The organism is Nonomuraea sp. NPDC048901 (assembly GCF_040649695.1).
Taxonomy (GTDB): Bacteria; Actinomycetota; Actinomycetes; order Streptosporangiales; family Streptosporangiaceae; genus Nonomuraea.
Genome location: NZ_JBEZFW010000001.1, coordinates 355,285 through 377,190, shown reverse-complemented (window position 1 = coordinate 377,190; position 21,906 = coordinate 355,285). Strand labels below are relative to the sequence as shown.

At 69.9% G+C, this 21,906-nt stretch carries 22 protein-coding genes; 9 read left to right on the top strand and 13 right to left on the bottom strand.

The window, feature by feature from the left end:
- Window positions 1-14: 14 nt before the first annotated feature.
- Complete coding sequence (locus AB0C30_RS01940; RefSeq protein WP_357938560.1) at window positions 15-383, bottom strand: YbaB/EbfC family nucleoid-associated protein; 369 nt, start codon at window positions 381-383, stop codon at window positions 15-17.
- 19 nt (window positions 384-402) lie between these two features.
- Complete coding sequence (locus tag AB0C30_RS01935) at window positions 403-792, bottom strand: YbaB/EbfC family nucleoid-associated protein (RefSeq protein WP_357938558.1); 390 nt, start codon at window positions 790-792, stop codon at window positions 403-405.
- A gap of 239 nt (window positions 793-1,031) precedes the next feature.
- Here AB0C30_RS01935 and AB0C30_RS01930 point away from each other — a divergent pair, with 239 nt between their 5' ends.
- From AB0C30_RS01930 to AB0C30_RS01920, 3 genes are read left to right on the top strand one after another with little or no spacing between them, the layout of a single operon-like run.
- Complete coding sequence (locus AB0C30_RS01930) at window positions 1,032-1,343, top strand: hypothetical protein (RefSeq protein ID WP_357938556.1); 312 nt, start codon at window positions 1,032-1,034, stop codon at window positions 1,341-1,343.
- The gene (locus AB0C30_RS01925) at window positions 1,340-2,419 is read left to right on the top strand and encodes a hypothetical protein (protein ID WP_357938554.1); all 1,080 of its coding nucleotides are present in this window, start codon (window positions 1,340-1,342) and stop codon (window positions 2,417-2,419) included. The genes AB0C30_RS01930 and AB0C30_RS01925 overlap by 4 nt, the downstream gene beginning before the upstream one ends.
- A 3-nt stretch (window positions 2,420-2,422) precedes the next feature.
- Window positions 2,423-3,103, top strand: coding sequence for a hypothetical protein (locus AB0C30_RS01920; protein WP_357938552.1), 681 nt, complete (start codon window positions 2,423-2,425; stop codon window positions 3,101-3,103).
- Between the two features lie 81 nt (window positions 3,104-3,184).
- On the opposite strand, the gene AB0C30_RS01915 is transcribed toward AB0C30_RS01920, so the two are convergent.
- Complete coding sequence (locus AB0C30_RS01915; protein WP_357938550.1) at window positions 3,185-4,612, bottom strand: MFS transporter; 1,428 nt, start codon at window positions 4,610-4,612, stop codon at window positions 3,185-3,187.
- Window positions 4,613-4,721: 109 nt separating this feature from the next.
- Window positions 4,722-5,318, bottom strand: coding sequence for a TetR/AcrR family transcriptional regulator (locus AB0C30_RS01910; protein ID WP_357938548.1), 597 nt, complete (start codon window positions 5,316-5,318; stop codon window positions 4,722-4,724).
- Window positions 5,319-5,363: 45 nt separating this feature from the next.
- On the opposite strand from AB0C30_RS01910, the gene AB0C30_RS01905 reads away from it, so the two are divergent.
- Complete coding sequence (locus AB0C30_RS01905; protein WP_357938546.1) at window positions 5,364-5,876, top strand: DUF2218 domain-containing protein; 513 nt, start codon at window positions 5,364-5,366, stop codon at window positions 5,874-5,876.
- 60 nt (window positions 5,877-5,936) lie between these two features.
- On the opposite strand, the gene AB0C30_RS01900 is transcribed toward AB0C30_RS01905, so the two are convergent.
- A complete protein-coding gene (locus tag AB0C30_RS01900; RefSeq protein ID WP_357938544.1) occupies window positions 5,937-6,515 on the bottom strand; it encodes a TetR/AcrR family transcriptional regulator in 579 nt (192 codons plus the stop codon).
- 114 nt (window positions 6,516-6,629) lie between these two features.
- Here AB0C30_RS01900 and AB0C30_RS01895 point away from each other — a divergent pair, with 114 nt between their 5' ends.
- Entirely contained in the window at window positions 6,630-7,112 is a 483-nt protein-coding gene (locus AB0C30_RS01895; protein ID WP_357938542.1) for a DUF4396 domain-containing protein, read from the top strand.
- Between the two features lie 40 nt (window positions 7,113-7,152).
- On the opposite strand, the gene AB0C30_RS01890 is transcribed toward AB0C30_RS01895, so the two are convergent.
- The 5 genes from AB0C30_RS01890 to AB0C30_RS01870 all read right to left on the bottom strand — a co-directional run bounded on the left by AB0C30_RS01890 (window position 7,153) and on the right by AB0C30_RS01870 (window position 14,115).
- Window positions 7,153-9,363 (bottom strand): heavy metal translocating P-type ATPase, encoded by a 2,211-nt coding sequence (locus tag AB0C30_RS01890; RefSeq protein WP_357938540.1) that lies wholly within the window; start codon window positions 9,361-9,363, stop codon window positions 7,153-7,155.
- A 16-nt stretch (window positions 9,364-9,379) separates the two neighbouring features.
- Window positions 9,380-10,306, bottom strand: a complete 927-nt coding sequence (locus AB0C30_RS01885) for a hypothetical protein (protein WP_357938538.1) — start codon at window positions 10,304-10,306, stop codon at window positions 9,380-9,382.
- 79 nt (window positions 10,307-10,385) lie between these two features.
- Complete coding sequence (locus tag AB0C30_RS01880) at window positions 10,386-12,671, bottom strand: xanthine dehydrogenase family protein molybdopterin-binding subunit (protein ID WP_357938536.1); 2,286 nt, start codon at window positions 12,669-12,671, stop codon at window positions 10,386-10,388.
- Window positions 12,668-13,627 carry a xanthine dehydrogenase family protein subunit M gene (locus tag AB0C30_RS01875; RefSeq protein ID WP_357938534.1) on the bottom strand — a complete coding sequence of 320 codons (960 nt, stop codon included), beginning with the start codon at window positions 13,625-13,627 and terminating at the stop codon, window positions 12,668-12,670. The genes AB0C30_RS01880 and AB0C30_RS01875 overlap by 4 nt, the downstream gene beginning before the upstream one ends.
- Entirely contained in the window at window positions 13,624-14,115 is a 492-nt protein-coding gene (locus AB0C30_RS01870) for a 2Fe-2S iron-sulfur cluster-binding protein (RefSeq protein WP_357938532.1), read from the bottom strand. Before AB0C30_RS01870 ends, AB0C30_RS01875 begins: the two co-directional genes overlap by 4 nt.
- A 156-nt stretch (window positions 14,116-14,271) precedes the next feature.
- Between AB0C30_RS01870 and cseB the strand changes: the two genes are divergently transcribed.
- Window positions 14,272-14,970, top strand: coding sequence for a two-component system response regulator CseB (gene cseB, locus AB0C30_RS01865; RefSeq protein ID WP_357938530.1), 699 nt, complete (start codon window positions 14,272-14,274; stop codon window positions 14,968-14,970).
- A 1-nt stretch (window position 14,971) separates the two neighbouring features.
- Entirely contained in the window at window positions 14,972-16,201 is a 1,230-nt protein-coding gene (locus tag AB0C30_RS01860; protein ID WP_357938528.1) for a HAMP domain-containing sensor histidine kinase, read from the top strand.
- A gap of 29 nt (window positions 16,202-16,230) precedes the next feature.
- Here AB0C30_RS01860 and AB0C30_RS01855 read toward each other — a convergent pair whose 3' ends face one another.
- The gene (locus AB0C30_RS01855; protein ID WP_357938526.1) at window positions 16,231-16,584 is read right to left on the bottom strand and encodes a DoxX family protein; all 354 of its coding nucleotides are present in this window, start codon (window positions 16,582-16,584) and stop codon (window positions 16,231-16,233) included.
- A gap of 200 nt (window positions 16,585-16,784) precedes the next feature.
- Here AB0C30_RS01855 and sigJ point away from each other — a divergent pair, with 200 nt between their 5' ends.
- Window positions 16,785-17,696 carry an RNA polymerase sigma factor SigJ gene (sigJ, locus tag AB0C30_RS01850; RefSeq protein WP_357938524.1) on the top strand — a complete coding sequence of 304 codons (912 nt, stop codon included), beginning with the start codon at window positions 16,785-16,787 and terminating at the stop codon, window positions 17,694-17,696.
- A 32-nt stretch (window positions 17,697-17,728) separates the two neighbouring features.
- Window positions 17,729-17,962, top strand: a complete 234-nt coding sequence (locus tag AB0C30_RS01845) for a hypothetical protein (RefSeq protein ID WP_357938522.1) — start codon at window positions 17,729-17,731, stop codon at window positions 17,960-17,962.
- A 72-nt stretch (window positions 17,963-18,034) separates the two neighbouring features.
- Here AB0C30_RS01845 and AB0C30_RS01840 read toward each other — a convergent pair whose 3' ends face one another.
- Together AB0C30_RS01840 and AB0C30_RS01835 are read right to left on the bottom strand one after the other, a co-directional pair.
- Complete coding sequence (locus AB0C30_RS01840; protein ID WP_357938520.1) at window positions 18,035-18,652, bottom strand: hypothetical protein; 618 nt, start codon at window positions 18,650-18,652, stop codon at window positions 18,035-18,037.
- A gap of 187 nt (window positions 18,653-18,839) precedes the next feature.
- Window positions 18,840-21,671 carry an AAA family ATPase gene (locus AB0C30_RS01835; protein WP_357938518.1) on the bottom strand — a complete coding sequence of 944 codons (2,832 nt, stop codon included), beginning with the start codon at window positions 21,669-21,671 and terminating at the stop codon, window positions 18,840-18,842.
- Window positions 21,672-21,906 lie beyond the last annotated feature (235 nt).

Here is a 21,906-nt window from a genome sequence, read left to right as displayed (position 1 = left end):
GCCGGCGTCGTAGGTCAGCGCCAGTCGCCGATGACGCGCCGGAGGTCGGCGGCGGCCTGCTCCAGGTCGTACCCGGGAAGGGTGTCGCGCAGGAGGGCGTCGGCCTGGCGTTGGGCGTCGGCGCCCGCCAGGTCGAGGGTCGCCATGACCTCCTCTGCCAGGTCCTCGCTGCCCATGCGCAGAGCGCGGGGGCCGAAGGAGACGTTCAGCACGCGGCCTTCGGGGTTCACGGATGCCTCGACGTGGCCCGACCGGCTCTTGGCCGTGCCGACGATCTTGTCGAGGTCCTCCTGGGCCGCCTCCAGGGCGGTCAGCATCCGCGCGCCCTCGCGGGCAGGCCCGTCCACGTCCCGGACGCCGAAGTCGTTCTCCGGAAAGTACACGCTGCGCCTCCTGGATGAGCTAGATGAGATCGCGGATGGCCTGCTCGCCCCGTGCGCGGACGAAGGTCGCGTCGAGCGGTTCCGGCAAGGCGTCGGCTCGTCTCGACGCCTTGTCCACGACCTCCTGCGCCTGCCGTGCGGCGTCGTTCTGGGCCGCCTGGAGCACCTCGGTCACCTCGCGGCCGAGCTCCCGCTCGTTCTTTCGCAGCGCCCGCGGGTTGATGCTCAGCCGTGTCACCCGGCCCTGGCCGTCAGCGGTGGCCCACACCAGACCGTCGGCGCTCTCCGCCTGACCCTCGAGCCGTCCGATGGCCGTCTGCGCGGCGTACAGGCCACGAATGACCTCCCGGCAACGGTCCACGTACTCGGCCAGGAACGCCGCGTCCTGCTCTGGGGTGGGTACAGACACGTCGACTCCGTGCGGGTTCGGTGAAGGGGGCCCGCCGCAATGGCGCAAAGCGCGGGCACTCGGTTATCGCTTTCCTAACTGGTCGTGACCGACGTCGGAGAATGTTAGGAGATCGCTCTTCCGTTTTTCTTCCGCTCTTCTTCCGTACCGATGGACGATGAAAACTGTCGGCGCCGCATTTGCCGGTCCATCGCAGGAAGCTGCGTATTTGGCGAAATGTCGAGGTATGGTCATCCGGCATGACGGGATTGGAGATCAGCCTGGGGGCTGTGGGACAGGATGCCTCTCGGCTCAGAACCCACGCAGAAGAGCACAATTCGGCGCTCAACCCTCTCGTGCAGCGGGGGGACGGCGTCTCGTCCTGGGGGGACGACGGCATGTTCGGCATGTTCGCCGGCATTTACGCCGATGCCCGCGAGACCTCGATGGCCGCGCTCACCGCCCTGTCCACGGCGCTCGGCGAAACCGGCGACGGGCTCCACCGCGTGGTCAGGAACAACTCCGAAGCCGAGGCCGCGAACGCGCGGAACGCCGGTGACATATGGCGGTGATGCTCGACCCGGCCGCCGCCGGGATGATGCAGATGATCGGCCACTGGCCGAACATCAACGAAGACGAGATGCGGGCCGAGGCCAACGCCATGCGCGGCACCGCCGCGACCGCGCTCACATCGGCGACACAGGCGGAGACGGCGGTCCGCGGCGCCCAGCAGAACTACCACGGCGGCTCCGCCGAAGCCATGCAGACCCAGTGGAACAGGCTCGGCGTCAACGGCGGATCCCTCGGGCAGGCCAGTCAGGCCTTATCCGTGGCGCCCGCGGCCCTGGACGGCGCCGCCTCCGTGGTGTCGGCGGTGAAGGTCGTCTCGGGCATGCAGGCGGCGGCCACGGCGGTCACCGTGGCGAAGCTGCTGGCGGTCGGGGGCGTGACCGGAGTCTCGTTGGCCTTGGTACGGATGAGACTGGCCCGGGCCCAGCTCAGGAGAGCCCAGGCCGAGGGCATGGAGATCACGGGCAAGCGAGTAGGGGAGGTGGTCATCAGGAGGCTGAAGGAGCCGATGCGCCGCATCCTGGACGATCTCCCGCGCCGCGGCGGCGGGCCCGGCGGGCGCATGGCCTTGGCCGGCCCGCGCGGCGGAGTGCCCCTGCGGCCCGCCGGCATGAGGGCGTCGTCCGGCCCCCGCTCGGCCGAGAACGGCATCGCCCGGATGTCTCCCCGCAACAACAATCGAGGGAACGGGGGCAACCGAGGTAGAGGCCGCGGCTTTCTCGGCAGAGGAAGAAGCAACAAGAGCTACCGCGTGGAGAGAGACGGAAGAATCCATGAGGAGACCCCGACCAGTGCCAGGGGCATGACAGAGGCGGAGGCGAGGAAGGCCCTGTCCGAGATGAAGAGAAGCCTCAAGGTCAGAAAGCAAGAAGAGGAGGTCAAGGGTTATGAGGTCGGGCACGCGCAGCGAATCGAAAGGGAAGAAAAAAATCTCAAGCAATTTGAGGAGAGCATCCAACGGCGGGAGTTCCACCAGGATTCCGGGAGCGGACCCAGCGCCGGGGGGAGCCCGGATGCCAGCGAGTTCGAGAGAACTATGGGCCGGAAGCCGTACTGGAACGGCGAATACTGGGAGTAGTCGATGCAGACGCAAACAGGCGACGATCTGATCGAGCGTATTCGTACGCATCCGGCCGACGACGAGATCATGGGCGAGGCCGCCAATGACCTGCTGAGCGAGCTGTACGCGGGATACCCCGTCGAGAACCTCGCAAGGCTCCTTCGCAGCGGCGAAGAGGTGGTCGTCGGCGTGGCCTCCTGGCTGCTCTCCGAGCTGGCCGAGCTCGCGGCCCCGATGATGGACGAGCTCCCGGCCCTGCTGTCCAGCCCGGTCCGCAACACCCGGTACAACGCGATCACCGTCGCGCTGGCGAACGCCGACGGGCGGCACGGGCCCATCCTCGCGCAGGTCATCAACCTGAGCCTCGACCCCGATCGCGCCATCCGCTGGAAGATCCTCGAGTTCCTGACCGAGGCCTCGATCGAGCAGCTTGAGGCAGGGGCGTCATGTCTGCCCCCGGGCCAGCTCAAGGAGCTGGTGGAGTGGCTGATCCTCCAGGACGAGGAGGAGTCTGACCGGACCGGCATCGTCATCCGGATGGAAGAAGGCGACCCGCTGACCCGGCTGTTCGCCGGGGCGGCCGCCGCGAGCCTGTCCCACAAGGAGGACACGTACCTCCTGGCGCACGCGGCCATGGCCAGGGATGAGGCGATCCGCTCGTTCGCCCAGACTCGGCTGGAGCGGCTCCGCGAGGACGATTAGCGCCCCTCGGGGTTCATCACGCCCGCGAGCTGGGTGCCGGCCTCGACGGCCTGGCCGCCCGGCCCACGCGCGTCGTACCCGTCAGTGGCCGTGTCCGTGCCCATGGCCGACGAACGCCGCCGCGGGCTTGCCCGGTGGCACCAGCCACAGCGTGACGGCTGCCGCGACACCCGCGGCGACGGCGCACAGGGTGAGCCCGGAGACGAAGCCGCCGATGCCCGCCGCCGAGCCGGGTACGAGGCTGGACGCGGCGACCGTGGAGATGACGGCCACGCCGATCGAGCCGCCGAGTTCGTGGAAGGTGTTGATGACGCCGGAGGCGACACCGTTCTCGCCGGGCGGGATGTTCGCCATGGTCGTGGTGGTGGCCGTCACGAACGCCGGCCCGATCCCCAGGGCGGCCAGCACGAAGCCGGGCAGCAACGTGGTGTACGCGCTCGCGTCGGGCGAGATGCGGGTCATCAGCGCCGCCCCGGCCGCGGTCACCACGAAGGACGCCACCGCCACCGGCCGGCCGCCGATCCGGCCGATGAGATGCCCGCCGAGCTGCGCGCCGATCGTGATCGCGATGGCCACGGGCAGGAACAGCAGCCCGGTCTCCAGCGCGCTGAACCGCAGCACGTTCTGGAGGTAGAGCGAGCTGAGGAAGAACAACCCCAGCATCAGCCCGGTGGCCATCAGCATGACGAACGTCCCCGAGATCACCGGCCGTCTGGCCAGGGTCTCGGCGCGCATGAGCGGTGCGCGTACCGACCGCTCGACGACCACGAACAGCGCGTACAGCAGCACGGCCCCCACCAGCGGCAGCACCGTGCCCGCCGCGCCCCAGCCGGCGTCGCCCGCCGTCACCAGCCCGTAGATCAGCAGGGCCGTCGCCAGCGTGACGACCAGGGCGCCGGGTACGTCGACCCGTTCGCTCCGGCCGGGCGTGGGCGGTACGACGGCGGGCACGGTGGCGAGCACCACCAGCCCGATCGGGACGTTGACGATGAACACCCAGGTCCAGCCCGGCCCGGCGGTCAGCACGCCGCCGAGCAGCACGCCCAGGGCCGCCCCCGTACCACCGATGGCCGCCCAGACGCCGAGCGCCCGGCCGCGTCGTTCGCCCTGGTAGGTGGTGGTGATAACGGCCAGGGCCGCCGGGGAGAGCAGCGCCGCTCCGACCCCCTGGAACGCGCGCCCGGCGATGAGCATCGCGCCGCTCCCGGCCAGCCCGCACGCCAGCGAGGCCGCCGTGAACAGTCCCAGCCCCATCACGAGCGTGCGACGGGCGCCCCACGCGTCGGCGAGCCGCCCGCCGAGCACCATGAGGCCGCCGAAGCAGAGCGTGTACGTGGTCACCACCCAGGTCAGCGACTCACGGTCGAGCGCGAGGTCCGTACCGATGGTGGGCAGCGCCACCTGCACCACCGTGATGTCGACGATCAACATGAACTGGGCCAGGCACAGCAGCACGAGCAGGCCCCACCCGCTCGTGCGTGTCTGGGCGGAAGGCATGCCATGACTCATCCGAAGTCTCCTTAACTCGAACACTGATGTTCAAGTTAGCAGCCGTGAACCATACACGGGTAGGGTTCATTCGGGATGAGCTTCTGGGGGGAGCCCGCGGAGGCCGTGGTCAGGCGGGCTTGGAGAGCAGCGCCAGCATCGTCTTGATCAGCACCGGCTCGACCTCCTCGGCCGCCAGCCGTCCGGTCTCACGCTCCTGCGCCGCGCTGTGGATGATCGAGAAGAACGTCGTCACCAGCCAGGCCAGCGGCAGGTCCGTACGGAAGTCGCCCGCACGCTGACCGCGCGCGATGAGCCGCTCCACCCGCTGCAGCGGCCGGTCATGGTGCTTCCTGATCTGTTCCGTGGCCAGCGTCCGGTCGGCGGCCAGGAACAGGCGGCGGTGCCGGTCGAGGATCTCCCAGGACGACCGCAGGAGCTTGGCCATGGCCTCGGGCGCGGGTGCCGTGTCGATCGAATCGTCCGCCAGCACCGCCTCCGCCACACCGACCGCGTGGTCGAGCACCGCGTCCACCAGCGCCTCCCGCGACGGGAAGTGGCCATAAAGGGTGACTCTGCCCACCCCGGCGGCCTTGGCGATGTCGGCCACGCTGGCCGTGGGGTCGGCGCTGAGCAGCCGGGTCCCCGCTTGGAGGATCGCGGCGATGTTGCGCTCGGCGTCCGCACGCCGGGCGGGTACCGGCTGCCGTGCCGCGGTCTTCACCATACGACCAGCCTACGACCCGCCGTTCCGCGCTCCTCACGGTTCGGCTTGCCCACCGGCCCCGGCCACGGCCCGCACGCAGGCGGCGAAAGGCCCAAGAGCGTCAAAGCAGACTGGTCCGAGACGGACGGCACCATCAACCTCGACTGGGGCACCTGCACCCTGCGGGCCACCCCGGAAGGATTGACGGTGCGCGTCGAAGCCGTGGACGAGGACCGGTTACAGCGTGTCCAAGCCCTTCTCACCAGGAACATCACCAGGATGGGCAGGCGTGACCACCTGAGCGTGGACTGGCGCCGCCCTGACGGAACCACGAGCCCCGTCCCGGCCACGGGCACGCCGCGCCGGAGCCGGTACCTGACGCTCGGCCTCGCGCTGGTCGCCGTCCTGGCCGTGGCCGTGCACGTGGGGCTGGCCGCCGGAGTGCTGGCGATCCCGCAGTGGGCGGGACTGGGTTCGGACGCCGTCCTGGGGATCATCCTGGTGATGGCCCTGGCGAAAGCCGTCCTGATCACCGGCCATCTCCGGCGCCGCCGCCGGTCCTCCGCGGGCTCTCACTGAGTCCCGCTGAAGCCCGCCGGAGCCGGCCGAGGCCCGCTGAACGCAGGTAGGGAGATCAGCTCAGCGCGGTCGCAGCCCGGCCAGGGTAAGGGAGACGAGGCGCTTGACCGCGGCCTCCGAGGGCAGGTCGACGGCCGCCTGCAGCGCGTGCGTGCAGAAGGCGGCGAGCTCGTCCGCCGCCACGTCCTCACGTACGTCACCGGCCCGCGCGGCATCCGTCAGCGCGTCGCGCAGCATGTCATGCAGCCGCCGCTGGGCGCGGCCGGCGTCCTCGGACCGGTGCAGGAGCATGACGAGATCAGGGCTGAAGCCATGCCGCGCCATCCGCCGATGCATCAGGGCGTACGTCTCCAGCATGGCTTCGAGCCGCACCCGGGCGTCGCTCTCGCGCTCCACCGCCTGGGCGAGGTGCTCCAGATGCCCGGCGACCATACGGCCGTGCCAGGCCAGCAGGATGGTCTGGACGTCGGGAAAGTACTTGTAGAGCGTCGCGCGGCCGATACCGGTTTTCTCGGCGATCTGCGACATCGTCACCGCCAGGAGCCCACGCTCCCGCACCAGCTCGACGGTGGCGTCCAGGATCGCGTCATGCACGGTACGGCGGTGCGTCTCGATCGTCTCGTTCCACAGCTTCGGCACCCGGCCAGTTTACGAACCGGCGAGCTGGATACACGCCGCCGTACCAGCGACAAATGCGATGAGATACCCCCTATGAGTATGCTCAAGGCTTGACGCCAGCTAAGGAGCAGCATCATGGACCACAGCGATCAACCGGCCACCGGTCACCACGCCCCTCCCACGGCCACGTGGACGGTGGCCGCGCAGGCGACCCTGCACTGCCTGACCGGATGCGCCATCGGCGAGGTGCTGGGCATGGTCATCGGCACCGCCGCCGGCCTGTCCAACTTCACCACCGTGGTGCTGTCGGTGGTGTTGGCCTTCGTGTTCGGCTACGGGCTGACCATGCGTGGCGTGCTGCGGGCCGGACTCGGCTTTCGCGACGCGTTGAAGGTGGCGCTGGCCGCGGACACCGTCTCCATCGCGGTGATGGAGATCATGGACAACGCGGTGGTCGTGGTCGTGCCCGGTGCCATGGACGCGGGGCTGACCAGCTGGCTGTTCTGGGCGTCGCTGGCCGGGTCGTTGGTCGTGGCCTTCGTGGTGACGACGCCGGTGAACAAGTGGCTGATCTCCCGGGGCAAGGGCCATGCGGTGGTGCACCAGTATCACCACTGAGTGGCCGAAGGCGATGAGCGCCTTCGGCCACGCGAATGGATTACTTGAAGCGGCGCAGGCGCAGGCTGTTGCTCACCACGAACACGCTGGAGAACGCCATCGCGGCCCCCGCGATCATCGGGTTGAGCAGGCCGAGCGCGGCCAGTGGCAGGGCGGCCACGTTGTAGGCGAAGGCCCAGAACAGGTTGCCCTTGATGGTCGACAGCGTGCGGCGGGACAGGCGCAGCGCGTCGGCCGTCACCCGCAGATCGCCCCTGACCAGGGTCAGGTCGGAGGCCTCGATGGCGGCGTCGGTGCCGGTGCCCATCGCCAGGCCCAGGTCGGCCTGGGCGAGGGCGGCGGCGTCGTTGACCCCGTCACCCACCATGGCCACGACCTTGCCCTCGGCCTGCAGCTTCTTGACGGCGTCGACCTTGTCGGCGGGCAGCACTTCGGCTATCACGTCGTCGATGCCCACCTCGGCCGCCACCGTACGGGCCACGGCCTCGTTGTCGCCGGTCAGCAGCACCGGTGTCAGGCCGAGTGCCCGCAGGTCGGCGATGGCCTGCTTGCTGGTCGGCTTGACCACGTCGGCCACCACCAGCACGGCGCGGGCCTGGCCGTCCCAGCCGACCGCGACCGCGGTGCGGCCCTTGGCCTGCTCGTCGGCGAGCTCGCGTTCCAGGTCGACGGGCAGGTGCTGGGACCACTCCGCCAGCAGCCGGGGACGGCCGACCAGCACCGCGTGGCCGTCGACGATGCCCTGTACGCCGAGCCCTTCGACGTTGGCGAAGTCCTCCACCGTGGCGTCGGATCGGGCCTCGCGGGCGATGGCCTGGGCGATCGGGTGCTCGGAGGCGTGCTCCAGCGCGCCCGCCAGCCTGAGGACCTCTTCGCGGTTCTCTCCCTCGGCGAGGTGGACGGCGACCAGGGTCATCTTGCCCTCGGTGACCGTACCGGTCTTGTCCAGCACGATCGTGTCGACCTTGCGGGTCGACTCCAGCACTTCCGGGCCCTTGATCAGGATGCCCAGCTGTGCGCCCCGCCCGGTGCCGACCAGCAGCGCGGTCGGCGTGGCCAGGCCCAGCGCGCAGGGGCAGGCGATGATCAGCACGGCGACCGCCGCGGTGAACGCCGCCGCCGCGCCGTTGCCCGTGCCGAGCCAGTATCCGAGTGTCCCGACCGCCAACGCGATCACGATCGGTACGAAGATCCCGGAGATGCGGTCGGCCAGCCGCTGCACCTGTGCCTTGCCGGTCTGCGCCTCCTCGACCAGCCTGGCCATCTGCGCCAGCTGGGTGTCCGCGCCCACTCGAGTGGCCTTGACGATCAGGCGTCCGCCCGCGTTCACCGTCGCACCGGTGACCGCGTCGCCGGGCTTCACCTCGACGGGCACGGATTCGCCGGTCAGCATCGAGGCGTCCACGGCGGAGCTGCCCTCGGTGATCACGCCGTCCGTGGCGATCTTCTCGCCCGGCCGTACGACGAAGGTGTCACCGACCTGCAGTTGCTCGGTGGGTATGCGGCGGCCGTCGGCCAGTTCGACCTCTTTGGCGCCCAGTTCCAGCAGCGCCTTCAGTGCCGCGCCGGCGCGGCGTTTGGCGCGGGCCTCGAAGTAGCGACCGGCCAGGATGAACGCGGTCACCGCCGCCGCCGTCTCGAGGTAGATGTTGCCCGAACCGTCGGAGCGCTCAATGGTGAACGTGAAGGGATGCGTCATGCCGGGCGTGCCCGCGGTGCCGAAGAACAGGGCCCACAGCGACCATCCGAGCGCGGCCAGCGTGCCCAGCGAGATCAGCGTGTCCATGGTCGCGGCGCCGTGCCGGAGGTTGGTCCAGGCGGCCTTGTGGAAGGGCCAGCCCGCGTACACCACCACCGGCGCGGCCAGCACCAGCGACAGCCACTGCCAGTTGGTGAACTGCAGCGCCGGGACCATCGCCATCGCCACCACCGGCACGCTCAGCACCAACGAGGTGCGCAGGCGCTGACGCAGCGGCCGCAGCTCGTCCTCCGGCTCCTCCTGCCGCTGCGCCTCCGTCTTGGGCGGGGCGGGCAGCGCGGCCGTGTAGCCGACCTTCTCCACCTCAGTGATCAACTGCTGCGGATCAATGCCCTCGGGGAAGGTGACCTTCGCCTTCTCCGTCGCGTAGTTGACGGTCGCGGTCACGCCTTCGAGCTTGTTCAGCTTGCGTTCGATGCGGTTGGCGCAGGATGCGCACGTCATGCCGCCGATGGTGAGTTCGACAGCTCTGCCTTCAGTGAGGGAAGACATCACTCCCCCTTTCTACTCAGTGCGTGTGGTCGCCGTGGGACGGGCTGACGCTCGGCTCCGCCGCGGGCTTGGGCTGTCCGGCCCCTGCTCGGGCGGTGAAATCGGCGGTGCGTACCTTGCCGGCGTGCTGGAAGTCCAGGAACAGCCGGTAGTCGCCGCCGCTGGGCACTTCGGCGTAGAAGGTGATCTCGGGCCCGGCCTTGTCGCTTTCCTCTGGATGTACGTGCAGATAGGCCAAATCCCCCGCCCGCAGCGCCACCAGATGGCCGTACGCCCCCAGATATGGCTGCAGATCCGTCACCGGCTTGCCGTCCTTGCTCACGCTCAGCGTGAGCTTGCTCGCCTGGCCGGGAACCAGGTCACCCGTGAGGGTAACCGTGTAACCGTCCACCTCCGCCGTACGGCTGACCGCAGGCAGTGCCCGCGGCGCGTAGTCGCCCGCGACCGGCACATCCGTACCAAGGGTCAGACCGCTCCCACCCGCGGGAGCGAAGTCGACGAAGGCCCGGTAGGTGCCAGGAGCGTCCAGCGTCAGCTTCACCGACCACACCCCGTCGCCGGCCTGTTCGGGGTGCAGGTGCTGGAACGTCGCCAGGTCACGCGAGACCACGATGAAATGGAGCTTCTTGTCGTGCTGAACCTGATAGTCGGTCACCGGCTTGCCATCGGGCCCTGTCACAGTGAACCGGAAATCGGTGGGCTCGCCGGTCTTGACGGTGGTCAACGGATTGAGGGTGTAGCCGTTCTGGGACACCTGCAGCCCCCCGGGGGTATCGTCCTGCGGTTTTGCGCCGACCTGAGTGGGAGTGGTGTGGGCGCTCCCATGGCTGGGGGGCGCCGGTGCGGGGGTGCCTTCCCCGACCGCGTTTCCGACGCCCAGGGCCCCGCCGAAGACGACGGCCAGCCCCACAGCGTAGGCACCTAGTTTGCTCGCGGTGTTCATGTCATACCGCCTCCTCGGCCGTCAGGATCGCTTTCGACTCCTTCAACATACTATACCCCCCTACCGTATTCCAATCTGGCTACACGAGTTTGTCCGGAGTGATGGGGAGGGAGCGGACGCGTTCGCCGGTCGCGTGGTAGACGGCGTTCGCGATGGCGGCCGCCACGCCCACGATGCCGAGCTCGCCGATGCCCTTGGCGCCCAGCGGGGTCTGCGGGTCGGGCTGGTCGACGAAGTGGATGTCGATGTCGGGCACGTCGGCGTGCGTGGGCACGTGGTACTCGGCCAGGCCGCGGTTGACGATGAGGCCGGTGCGCTCGTCGAGCAGCGTCTCCTCGGTCAATGCCATGCCGATGCCCATGATGATGCCGCCGCGCATCTGGCTGGTGGCCTGCTTGGGGTTGACGATCCTGCCGCCGTCGAAGGCGCCGACCCAGCGCGTTACGCGCGCCTCGCCGGTCTCCTCGTCGACCCGCACCTCGCAGAAGTGCGCACCGTAGGAGTAGGTGCCCCGCTTGATGGTCTGGTACGGCACCGCCGACTTCCCCGCCACCTCCACGGCCTCCTGCCCTGCCCTGGCCAGAATGCGCTCATAGCTCTCACCCCCACGGGGCCCGAACAGGCCACCGTCGCGGGTGTCCACCTCCTCGAACGACCGTCCCGCCAGCGGTGAGTCGGTGTCGCGCACCAGCTTCAGCAGCTCGCGGACGAGGTTGTCGCGGGCGGACCAGACGGCCGAGGCGAGCGTCGTGGTCGCGGCCGAGGCACCGGGGATGCGGGTCCTGGCCACGTTGGAATCGCCCTGCTCGAAGCGGATCCGGTCGAGAGGCAGCCCAAGACGGTCGGCCGTGGCCTGGCTCTGCGCGGTCGAGGTGCCGGCGCCCAGTTCGTTGGTGCTGCTGCGGATGGTGACGGTGCCGTCGGCGGACAGGCGCAGCTTGACTCCGGCGATGAGCACGGCGTCGGGGTTGATCGCCGCGGCCATCCCATGCCCGATGAGCCAGCGGCCGTCCCGCGTCGCGCGGGGCGCGGGTGGGCGCTGTGACCAGCCGAACGCCTCGGCGCCCAGGGCGTACGCCTCACGCAAGTGGCGGCTGGTGAAGCTGATTCCGCTCATCGGGTCCCGCTCAGGTTCGTTGCGCAGGCGCAGCTCAAGCGGGTCGAGGCCGAGCCGCCAGGCCAGCTCGTCCATGGCGGATTCCAGCGCGAAGGATCCGGGGGCCACGCCCGGACCACGGAAGAAGGCGTTCTGGATGCGGTCCAGGCGAACCACCTGCTGGACGACATGGACATTCGGGCAGGCGTACAGATGGCGGGAGGCGACCACGGCGGCCTCGGCGAACTCGTCGGTCGTGCACGGGGCCAGGGCGTCGTGTTCGAGCGCGGTGAGCCGTCCCGTGGCGTCGGCGCCGAGCGCGACGCGGCTGCGGGTCGGGGCCCGGCCGCCGGTCATGGCGAACACGTCGGCCCGCGAGAGCACGAGCTTGACGGGACGGCCGGAGAGCTTGGCCGCCGCCACCGTGAGCCAGACGTGCGGCCAGGCCGGAGTCTTGCCGCCGAAGCCGCCGCCGATGAACGGCGCCAGCACGCGGACGTTCTCCTCGGCGAGTGAGAACTTCTTGGCCAGCATCTCCTTGACGCCATAGGGGTACTGCGCGGTGTCGTAGACCGTGAGGCGGTCGCCCTCCCAGTTGGCCACGGTGGCGTGCGGTTCCATGGCGTTGTGGTGTTCTAGCGGCGTGGTGTACTCGGCCTCGACCGTGGCCGCCGCCGCGCCGAGCGCCGTACGGACATCGCCGCGCCTGGTCACGGGCTCCTCCAGCACGGCGTGCGCGGGAGTGTACGGTTTCCCGTCGGCCATCGACAGCCTGGCGGGCCACGGCTCGTAGTCGGCGTGGATCAGCGACGCCGCGTACCGGGCCTGTTCCAGGGACTCGGCCACGACGACCGCGATGGGCTGGCCGTACCAGAAGATCTCGTCGGTGTTGAGCACCGGCAGGCTCATCGCGGCGGCGCCGAGCGGGCCCTTCATGGTGGCGTACGCGGGGGTGCGCTTCATCGCGGGCGCGTTGTCGTGGGTCATCACGAGCAGCACACCGGGCGCCTGCGGAACGTGGACGGCGGTGATCCGGCCTCTGGTGATGGTGCTGCCCACCACGACCGCGTGGGCGAGGCCGGGGAGGTGCCGCTCGGCCGTGTAGCGGACGGCGCCGGTGGCCTTGGCGCGGCCGTCCAGCCGGTCGGCGGGCCTGCCGAGCTCGGCGCGGTGGTGGGCCAGGGGATCGGGCCTGCCGTCGGGCAGGAGTCTGGCCAGCCTGGTCAGCGCCTTGCTGGCGAGGGTGAAGCCGCGTGCGGCGAGATTCATGATCTGACTCCTTGCAACGCTCGCCGGATCAGTCGCCGGGCCAGCTCGGCCTTGAACGCGTTGTGCGCGCGTGGGCGGGAGCCGGCCAGCGCCTGTTCGGCCGCCTGGTGGATGAGCTCGTCGTCGAGAGTGGTGCCGGTCAGGAGCTGTTCGGCTTCGTACGCGCGCCACGGTTTGGCGGCGACCCCGCCCAGCGCGATGCGTACGGTGGTGGCGCGGCCCGCTTCCATGCGGACGACGGCGGCCACGCTGACCAGCGCGAAGGCGTAACTGGCCCGATCACGCACCTTGAGGTACACCGAGCGGCCCGGCTGAGCCGGCGGCAGGTCGATGGAGGTCACCAACTCCCCCGGCGCGAGCGCCGTCTCCAGGTGCGGCGTGTCTCCGGGCAGGCGGTGGAAGTCCACCAGCGGTACGGGATCGCGGCCCGCGATGTTGACCACGGCGTCCAGGGCGGCCAGGGCCACGCACATGTCCGACGGATGTACGGCGACGCAGCTCTCGCTCGTGCCGAGGATGGCGTGCGTGCGGTTGAACCCGTCGAGAGCGTCGCAGCCGGCGCCAGGATCACGTTTGCCGCAGGCCGAGTGCCGGTCGTAGAAGTAGCCGCAGCGGGTGCGCTGCATCAGGTTGCCGCCCACGGTGGCGCGGTTGCGCAGCTGGGGAGAGGCGCCGTTCAGGATGGCCTGGGCCAGCACCGGGTAGCGATCACGTATCCGCTCGTCGGCGGCCACCCGCGTGTTGCGGACCAGGGCCCCGATCCGCAGGCCGCCTGCGTGCTCCTCGATGTCGGCCAGCGGTAGCCGGGTGATGTCCACGAGCTCGTGCGGCGTCTCGATGCCCTGGCGCATCAGGTCGACGAGATTGGTGCCGCCTGCCAGGTACTTCGCCCCTTTTGCGGCGAGTTCAACGGCCGAGGAGGTGTCGGTAGCCGGTACGTAGGAGAACGGGTTCACCGGGCGACCTCCCGCACCGCCGCGAGGATCCCGTTGTACGCGCCGCACCGGCACAGGTTGCCCGCCAGCCGTTCCCTGATCTCGGTGTCCGTCAGACCGGGCTCGCCTATGGCGCTGGGCACCCCCGCCTCGTACTCGGCGAGCATGGCCACGGCCGAGCAGACCTGGCCCGGGGTGCAGTAGCCGCACTGCAGGCCGTCGTTGCGGACGAACGCCTCCTGCATCGCCCGGCCGACCTCTGACGACGCCAGCCCTTCGATGGTCGTGACCTCCGCGTCCGCGCATTGCGCGGCGAGCACGAGGCAGGAGTTGACCCGCTCACCGTTCAGCAGCACCGTGCAGGCGCCGCAGGCCCCTTGGTCGCAGCCCTTCTTGGTACCGGTCAGGCCGAGGTGCTCGCGCAGGCAGTCGAGCAGGCTGACCCGGGTGTCCAGCTCCAGCTCATGCTTGCGGCCGTTCACCGACAGCCGCACTTGAATGGATGGCATCCGCATTCCTCGCTATCTCGTACATCTATGTACGGGTTGTAGAGTGCGGACTATACCCCTCCTCCGTATGAGGGTTGATTCGTGGCTGATACACGGCTGAGGCGTCGCGGATGTCGGCGGCTTGTATCGTCTGTTGCCTCAGGCCTTTGGGGAGAAATGTCGCTTTCGGTGTCGGCTCCGGTAACCGTGCTGCTCGTCGAGGACGACGAAGTGATCCGCAAGACCGTCGGGATGGTGCTGGAGCGCTACGGCTATCGCGTGAGCACGGCGGGCGACGGCCTGACCGGCCTCGAACTGTTCAGGGAGGAGCGGCATGACGTGCTCCTCCTGGACGTGATGCTGCCAGGGCTGGACGGCATCGGGCTGTGCCGGCAGGTCAGGGAGTGGAGCCTGGTGCCGATCCTGATGATGTCCGCGCGGGGCGACGCTCTCGACGTGGTGTCGGGGCTGGAGGCGGGGGCCGACGACTACGTGGTCAAGCCGGTCGACACCTCCGTGCTGGTGGCCAGGATCCGTTCGCTGCTGCGCCGGGCCTCCTTCGCTCCGGGTCCCGAACACCTCCAGGAGGCCACCGGCCTGGTCTTCGGGGACCTGGCCATCGATCCGCAGGGATTGGAAGTGCGCCGCGCCGGGGAGTTGGTCGAGCTGGCTCCCACCGAGTTGCGGCTGCTGCTGGAGTTCGCCGCGAATCCGGGGATCGTGCTGGACCGGCAGACACTGCTGCGCAACGTCTGGGACTACGGCTGGGACGGGGACAGCCGCGTCGTCGACCTGTGCGTGCAGCGGCTGCGTAAGAAGATCGGCGCCGACCGGATCGAGACAGTCCGCGGCTTCGGTTACAAGCTGCGGCGCTGACGTGGGACAGGCCGCACGCGGACTGCTGAACTGGCGGTCACTGCGCTGGAAGATCGCCGCGCTGGTGGCCGTGACGTCCTGCGCGGTCGCGCTGGCCGTCGGAGTGCTGATCCACCGGAGCGCCTTCGACCGGTCCATGAGCCTGGGCAGGGACCGGGCTTTCAGCGCGCTGCTGGCCGAGGTGGACGCCTACCGGCGTACGGGCGAGGCGCCGCAGCCCGCTCAGGTCCCGCCCGCGCTGCTCCAACAGGCCAGGAGCACCGGCGAGTTCAGCACCTGGTACGACGACCGCCGGCCGGACATTCCCTGGATGTGGGCGGCGCAGCAGATCGACGGCCAGGTGCTGGCCGTGCAGATCGACATGGGCTCGGAGATACGCGGCCTGTGGGCCCTGGACCGGAACATCGTGAAGGCGTCGCTGGTCACGCTCGCGATCGTCGTACCTCTGGCCGTGCTGGCCGCCGAGACGTCCAACCGGCGGCTGAGGCGGGTGGCCCGCACCGCGCGGCGAATCGCGGACGGCGACCTGGAGGCCAGGAGCATGATGGGCGGCCGGGGCGGCGACGAGATCACCGACATCTCGGCCACCATCGATTCGATGGCCGACAGTCTGCGGGACCGGCTGTTGAGCGAGCAGCGCTTCACCGCCGATGTGGCTCACGAGCTACGTACCCCGCTGATGGGGCTGGTCGTCTCGGCCGAACTGCTCCCGGAGAGCGAGGCCACCGACCTGGTACGTGACCGGGTACGGGTGCTACGGGCGCTGGTGGAGGACCTGCTGGAGATCTCCCGGCTGGACGCGGGCGCGGAGTGGGCCGATCGCCGTCCGGTGCCGCTGGGCCGGGTCGTCGAGGAGTGCGTGGCCCGGACGAAGCTTGCGGTCCGGCTGACGGTGACCGGTGAGCCGGTGGTCGACACCGATCCGCGGCGCATCGACCGGATCATCACGAACCTGGTCATCAACGCCCACCGCCACGGGCGCGCTCCGGTCGAGGTCGCCGTGAACGACACGACGATCGTCGTACGCGACCACGGGCCCGGGTTCCCCGATGGGTTGCTGGCAGAGGGGCCGCAGCGTTTCCGTACGGGCGGGGCCGAGCGTGGCCACGGCCATGGCCTGGGCCTGGCCATCGCCGCCGGACAGGCACGGGTGATCGGCGCCGATCTCGCCTTCGCCAACGCCCCGGACGGCGGCGCGACGGCCACGCTTCGCCTTCATTACCCGGTGTAGTTCGAGTTTCCCTTCTCCATCTCTACGGATCACGACCAGTGGTAGGCCAGGTTCACGGCTAGTGCGGCCACCGCGGTGAAGAAGAATCCGCCCCAGTTCACGAGCTTGCGGGAACCCACTCGCAGGTGCGCGAGGAGCGCGCCGACGAAGTACAGCACGAGGCTGTAGGCGGCGAGTGTGCCCAGCATCGGCACGGCGAACCCGCCCAGCAGCCCCAAAGAGCCCGCCGCCAGCATCATGCCCAGCACCGGTACCCACGACCGTGGCAGGCGCTTCATGTCCGCCTGGGCCTTGGGAAATTCGTGGCCGATCAGGTAGACGACGGCGGCGCTGCCGAACAAGAGCGCGGCGAAGATGGTGACCGCGACATAAGCGGTGAACATAAGGTTTCCTTTGTGGTTGTCAGCTGCGAGAACTTCCGTCGAGGAAGCCGGCCCGGGCATTGTTGATCACTGCGATCCGGGTCCCAGCAGTCCGACGAAACAACCGCGGAGAATGTCAGGCGATGCGCCGACCTCACAGTCCCGTGGGCTGTCTCGTCGAACGGGTGAGGGCAGCCGCGAGCAAGGGAGCCATCGTCACCATGACCACCCCATCCGATCCGGGACTGAGCGCGATCATGAGTGAGCGGCGTCAGCTGATCAATCTCGCCTATCGCCTCCTGGGCTCCCTGGCCGACGCGGAGGATGTCGTACAGGAGACCTACGCCCGCTGGTACGCCATGACCCGGCAGCAGCAGGACGCCATCGAAGTCCCCGGCGCCTGGCTGACCACGGTCGCCAGCCGCATCTGCCTGGACCTGCTCGGCTCGGCACGGACCCGGCGCGAGAGCTACGTCGGCGAATGGATCCCCGAGCCGCTGCCCGACCCCACGGAGTGGATCACCGGGCGGCCGGTCGACCCGGTGGACCGCGTCACCCTCGACGAGTCGATCACCATGGCCTTCCTGGTCGTGCTCGATTCGATGACCCCCGCCGAGCGCGTCGCGCTCGTCCTGCACGACGTCTTCCGCTACTCCTTCGCCGAGGTGGCCGAGATCGTCGGCCGTACGCCGGGGGCCTGTCGCCAGCTGGCCTCCTCGGCCCGCCGCCGTCTTGCTGCCTCGCAGGCGCCGACAACTCCGGCGGCGCGGCAGTCCGGCATCGTCAGGGACTTCAAACAGGCATGGGAGGCCAAGGACATCGACGCCCTCATCGGCCTCCTCGACCCTGACGCCACGGCGATCATCGACGGCGGCGGCCTGGTCAGCGCCGGACTCCACCCGATCGAAGGCAGCGAGCGGATCGCCCGCTACATCCTCGCCCTCGCCGGCCGGGCCCCCGACCTGACCATCCTGGAGCGTACGGTCAACGGTCAGCCCGGTCTGGTGGCTCAGCAGAACGACGTCGCCGTGACGGTGGCGGCGTTCGACGTCGAAGACGGCCGGATCAAGCGCATCTGGGCGGTACGCAACCCCGAAAAGCTCCGGCCATGGACGGCGGCCACCTCGCGGTAGCGTGACGCGGCGATCCGGGGTTACCTGGACGGGTGATCGCGCGGGAGGCAGGCAGCATGGTGTGGGAGTACAAGATGAAGCGACTCGGCGACAAGGTCAGTCGCAGCGAGTTGCAGCGGCAGTGCGACGAACTCGGCGCGGACGGGTGGGAACTGGTGGGGTTCACCCCGGTGGTGGAGTTGAAGGATGAGTCGGTGTCGTTCGATCGGCATTCCCCAGGGTGCTTGATGGTCTTCAAGAGGGGGTCGGGGCGGGACCTGGGCTGACCTGGCTGGAGCGCGACGTGACACCCGGAGGGGTGGCGCGAGTATGTCGTCGCGCCACCCCGGGGGTTCCGGTCAGGGATCGTTCGGCTTGGGGTTGTGCGGGCTACCGCCACCACCACCGCTGCTGCCGTTGTTGCCGGCGAACTGGATGGGCTGGTAGTTGGGCAGGACCACGGTGTTGGCCGAGGCGTCGGAGCCGTCGGTGCTGAGCGTCTTGTACACGGTCCAGATGAACTTGGCGAAGCCGAGGACCTGACCCCAGTCGATGCCGTTGTTCCAGTGCACGATCGACACCGCGTACGTCTGTTCGGCGATGTCCGGTGAGACCTGCCCGGACCAGTTCTCCGTACGCTTGGAGTAGCCCAAGGCGGTGCCGTTGACACCCCAGCAGTCGCCGCCGACCTCGCCGATGACCATGCCGTCGACGTTGAGGAGCAGGGCCTTGGCGCACAGGCGGACGCCGGTGAGGTAGACGCCCGACTCGACCGTCGAGACGCCGTAGACGTTGCCGCTGGCGTAGACCTTGACCGTGGTGTCGATGGTCTTGTTCTGGTTGTTGGCGTGCCAGGAGTGGAGCGACGCCTCGGCGACCAGTCTGTCGGCGCTGGCCGGCGGTGACGCGACGACGAAGCCGGTCAGGGCGATGAGGGCGGTGAGTAATGCGGTGATCAGTCTTCTGGGGGTGCCCATGGAGGCCTTTCCGTTCGTGGTGCTCGGGTGATCCGTCCGAATTCTCACCACGCGGCCATTCACCGGCGAAGAGCCACCGACCCGTAATCGGGAAGGTCCGTCATTTCACGGATGCCGCCCTGTCAGGGGGTACGTCGTTCAACGGATCCCGCGGCCGGGCCCGCCCATCCACCATGTCCAGGTGACCTCACGCCTGACCCGACGACCGGCGGACCAGGGCCGCGCGGGTGTTGACGCCGAGCTTGCGGAAGACCCGGGCCAGGTGCGTCTCGACCGTGCGCGGGCTCAGGTACAGCCGCTCGCCGATCTGCCGGTTCGTCAGGCCCTCGCCGACCAGCTCGACGATCTCGCGTTCGCGCTCCGACAGCCGCCCGCCCGCCCCATGGGCCGCGGTGCCGCGCTGCCTGCGCCCGGCCTGCGCCGCCGGCCACGGCGCACCGACCCGCGTGAACAGGGCCTTGGCCTGGCCGAGCTGCTCCTGCGCCGTGCGGACGTCGCCCGCGTCCGCTCTCACCTCCGCCAGCAGCATCCGGGCGAAGCCTTCGCCGACGGGCAGTCTGGCCGTGACGAGACACGCCACGGCCTCGCGAGCCGCCGCGTCCGCCTCGTGCGGGCGGTCCGCGGCCATCGCCAGCGTCGCGCGGGCCGCCTCGACGTCGGCGGACCGGGCGGGCGGCGCTCCCGACGCCACGACCGCGACGGCCCGCTCGTACCACTGCCCGGCCGCCGTCAAGTCGCCGCAGGCCGCCTCCGCCCGCGCGCGACGGGCGAAGACACTCGCCGCGCCGGGCCCCAGCCCCGACGGATCGCCACCGACGCGGGCGGCCAGGAACCGCCGGCAGTCCTCCGTACGGCCGACCGACAGCAGCACCTCCGACACCACGTCGTCGGCGATGGTCCGCCACCACGCCGAGCGCATTCCCGGACCGTGCAGCACCTCCTCCACCAGCGGCACGGCGGCCTCGGGACCCGCCTGCCACAGCAGCGGCCGGGACTTGACCACGTGCGCGAACGCGAGCATCTCGGCGCTGCCGAGATGACGCGCGATCTCCTCCGCCTCCTCGGCGTCGGCCAGCGCCGCCTCGATCTCGCCCAGCGCGGAACGGACCATGGCCCGTGCCGCGTGCAACAGGGGGACGACGTTGTCGCGACCGTGGTCACGGGCGACCTGCAACCCGCGGGCCAGGTGCCGCAGCGCGTCGTCGTGGTGGTCGACCATGAACTCGCCCCACGCCAGAGGTGCCACGAAGCCGAGGTCGTCGCACAGCTCGCGATCGGTCATGGCGTCCATGAGCGCCTTGGCGCGGGCGAGCAGGCGATATCCGTCGGCGAAGTGGCAGCGGTACAGCTCGGCGACCGCGAGCAGCGTGACGGCCGAGGCCGATGTCCCCGGCCGGGGAGACCTCCGCACGGTCGCCCGCTCCCCCTGGGGGCTCTCCTGGTCCAGCTGGTCCAGGGCCTGTGAGGCGTTGTCCGCGGCCGAGTCCCACTGGCCCTGCAAGAGGTCGATCGCCGCCAGCTCCACCAGGAGGGGCGGCCTGCCCGCGGAATCGTCCACCCTGGCCAGCTCGCCGGTCAGCAGCGCCCTGGCCTCTTCCAGCCGTCCCAGCGACCGTTGCATCGCGGACAGCAGCCCCACCGCCCGGTCCCTGCTGCCGTCGCCTTCCCGTACGAGCTCGTCCAGCAGCCCCCGGGCCTCCTCCAACCGCCCGGACACGGCGAGCGCCGCGGCGAGCGACATCCGCAGCTCCGGCGTCGCGTCAGCGGGCGACGCCTCCAGCGCGGCGCGGAACCATCGCGCCGCCGTCGCGGGCGCGTTGACCGACACCGCTCCCGCCGCCGAGACGAGCAGCGCGGCCCCGTCCGCGTCGCCCACGCCTATCGCGTGCTCCATGTGCACCGCGCGGCGGACGTCCGAGGCGCCCCGCGAGAGCAGGTGCTCCGCCGCCCGGCGATGTGCCGCCCTCCTCCAGGAGGGCCCGGCCAGCTGGTACGCGGCCGCGCGAACCAGCGGATGCCTGAACACCAGCGCCCGCCCTGCCGTGCCGAGCACCCTTCGGCGCACCAGTTCGTCCAGCGCCGGCTCGACGGTACGAGGATCCAGCCCGGACACGGCCGCCACGAACGCCACATCCACGTCGTCACCGGCGACGGCCGCCGCCTGGGCCACCAGTTGCCGGTCCGGGTCCAGCCCGGCGAGCTCGGCCACGATCAACCGGTCAAGGACATCGGTCCTGGTGACCTCCGTGAGAGCACCGGTGACCTCCGCGAGGTCGGCGGCCGGGGTGTCCGGCAGCGTGGCCAGGATCTCCAGGAACAGCGGGTTGCCGCCGCTGCGCTCGTACAGACGCCGCCTTCCCGGACGGGACAGTTGCCGCCTCCCCGGACGGGACGGCTGCCCGGCGAGCATGGTGTCGGCCTCGGCGGCCGACAGCGGGCCGAGTGGCAGGTTGACGACGTTCGCCGAGGTCAGCGACCGGGCCAGCCCTCTGGGCAGCTCGCCGGTACGGCAGGCGAGCACGATCACGGCGCTCGTGTTCGGCGGATGTCTGATGTGATAGTCGATCACCTCCACCGAGGCGTCGTCGGCCCACTGCACGTCGTCCATCAGGACCACCAGCGTGCTCGACTCGCCCATTCGCTCCACGCCCTGACGCATTTCGCGGAAGCGGCGGTGACGGTCCAGACCGGCCAGGTCGCCCGTCCCGCTCTCCCGCGACAGCAGCGCGCGCAGCCCATCGAGGTGTCCGGCGAGGTCGGGATGCTGGTGGGCGTCGGCGAGCGCGTCTTGCACGATCCCGTACGGCGCGCTGCGCTCGAACTCGGTGGCCCGTCCGGCGATGGCCGTAACGCCACGTTCGCGGGCGAGGTCGGCGAACGCGCCCAGCATCCGGGTCTTGCCGATGCCCGGCTCACCGGTCAGCAACACGAAGACCCACTGCCTCCGCGCGTCCAGGAGACCCGACAGGTGGGCCAGTTCTGCGGTTCTGCCGACCAGTGGACGCGGGCTCTCGAACACCTGCTGCCTCCCACGGACACGCCGCTCTCGGCCGGGAGGATCGCCCGGACATGATCCATGTCTATCCCACGTAAATCCCCGCCAAAGCAGCGGACGGCATCTGCCTCAAGGCCGTGTGGCCTTCTGGTGCGAGCCGTGGCAATTGACGCTCCACATAATGTCGAACATAAGTTCGCATTAGGTCTTCCCGAGACGACCCGCGCGGATTACGATCTTGGTGCTGGTCGGTCCAGAC

What these genes read in the sequence shown, in the direction of transcription:
- AB0C30_RS01930 (WP_357938556.1), top strand. Translation starts at nt 1,032, where the DNA reads ATGACGGGATTGGAGATCAGCCTGGGGGCTGTGGGACAGGATGCCTCT.
- AB0C30_RS01920 (WP_357938552.1), top strand. Translation starts at nt 2,423, where the DNA reads ATGCAGACGCAAACAGGCGACGATCTGATCGAGCGTATTCGTACGCAT.
- AB0C30_RS01915 (WP_357938550.1), bottom strand. Translation starts at nt 4,612, where the DNA reads ATGAGTCATGGCATGCCTTCCGCCCAGACACGCACGAGCGGGTGGGGC.
- AB0C30_RS01910 (WP_357938548.1), bottom strand. Translation starts at nt 5,318, where the DNA reads ATGGTGAAGACCGCGGCACGGCAGCCGGTACCCGCCCGGCGTGCGGAC.
- AB0C30_RS01895 (WP_357938542.1), top strand. Translation starts at nt 6,630, where the DNA reads ATGGACCACAGCGATCAACCGGCCACCGGTCACCACGCCCCTCCCACG.
- AB0C30_RS01890 (WP_357938540.1), bottom strand. Translation starts at nt 9,363, where the DNA reads ATGTCTTCCCTCACTGAAGGCAGAGCTGTCGAACTCACCATCGGCGGC.
- AB0C30_RS01885 (WP_357938538.1), bottom strand. Translation starts at nt 10,306, where the DNA reads ATGAACACCGCGAGCAAACTAGGTGCCTACGCTGTGGGGCTGGCCGTC.
- AB0C30_RS01880 (WP_357938536.1), bottom strand. Translation starts at nt 12,671, where the DNA reads ATGAATCTCGCCGCACGCGGCTTCACCCTCGCCAGCAAGGCGCTGACC.
- AB0C30_RS01870 (WP_357938532.1), bottom strand. Translation starts at nt 14,115, where the DNA reads ATGCCATCCATTCAAGTGCGGCTGTCGGTGAACGGCCGCAAGCATGAG.
- cseB (WP_357938530.1), top strand. Translation starts at nt 14,272, where the DNA reads ATGTCGCTTTCGGTGTCGGCTCCGGTAACCGTGCTGCTCGTCGAGGAC.
- AB0C30_RS01855 (WP_357938526.1), bottom strand. Translation starts at nt 16,584, where the DNA reads ATGTTCACCGCTTATGTCGCGGTCACCATCTTCGCCGCGCTCTTGTTC.
- sigJ (WP_357938524.1), top strand. Translation starts at nt 16,785, where the DNA reads ATGACCACCCCATCCGATCCGGGACTGAGCGCGATCATGAGTGAGCGG.
- AB0C30_RS01840 (WP_357938520.1), bottom strand. Translation starts at nt 18,652, where the DNA reads ATGGGCACCCCCAGAAGACTGATCACCGCATTACTCACCGCCCTCATC.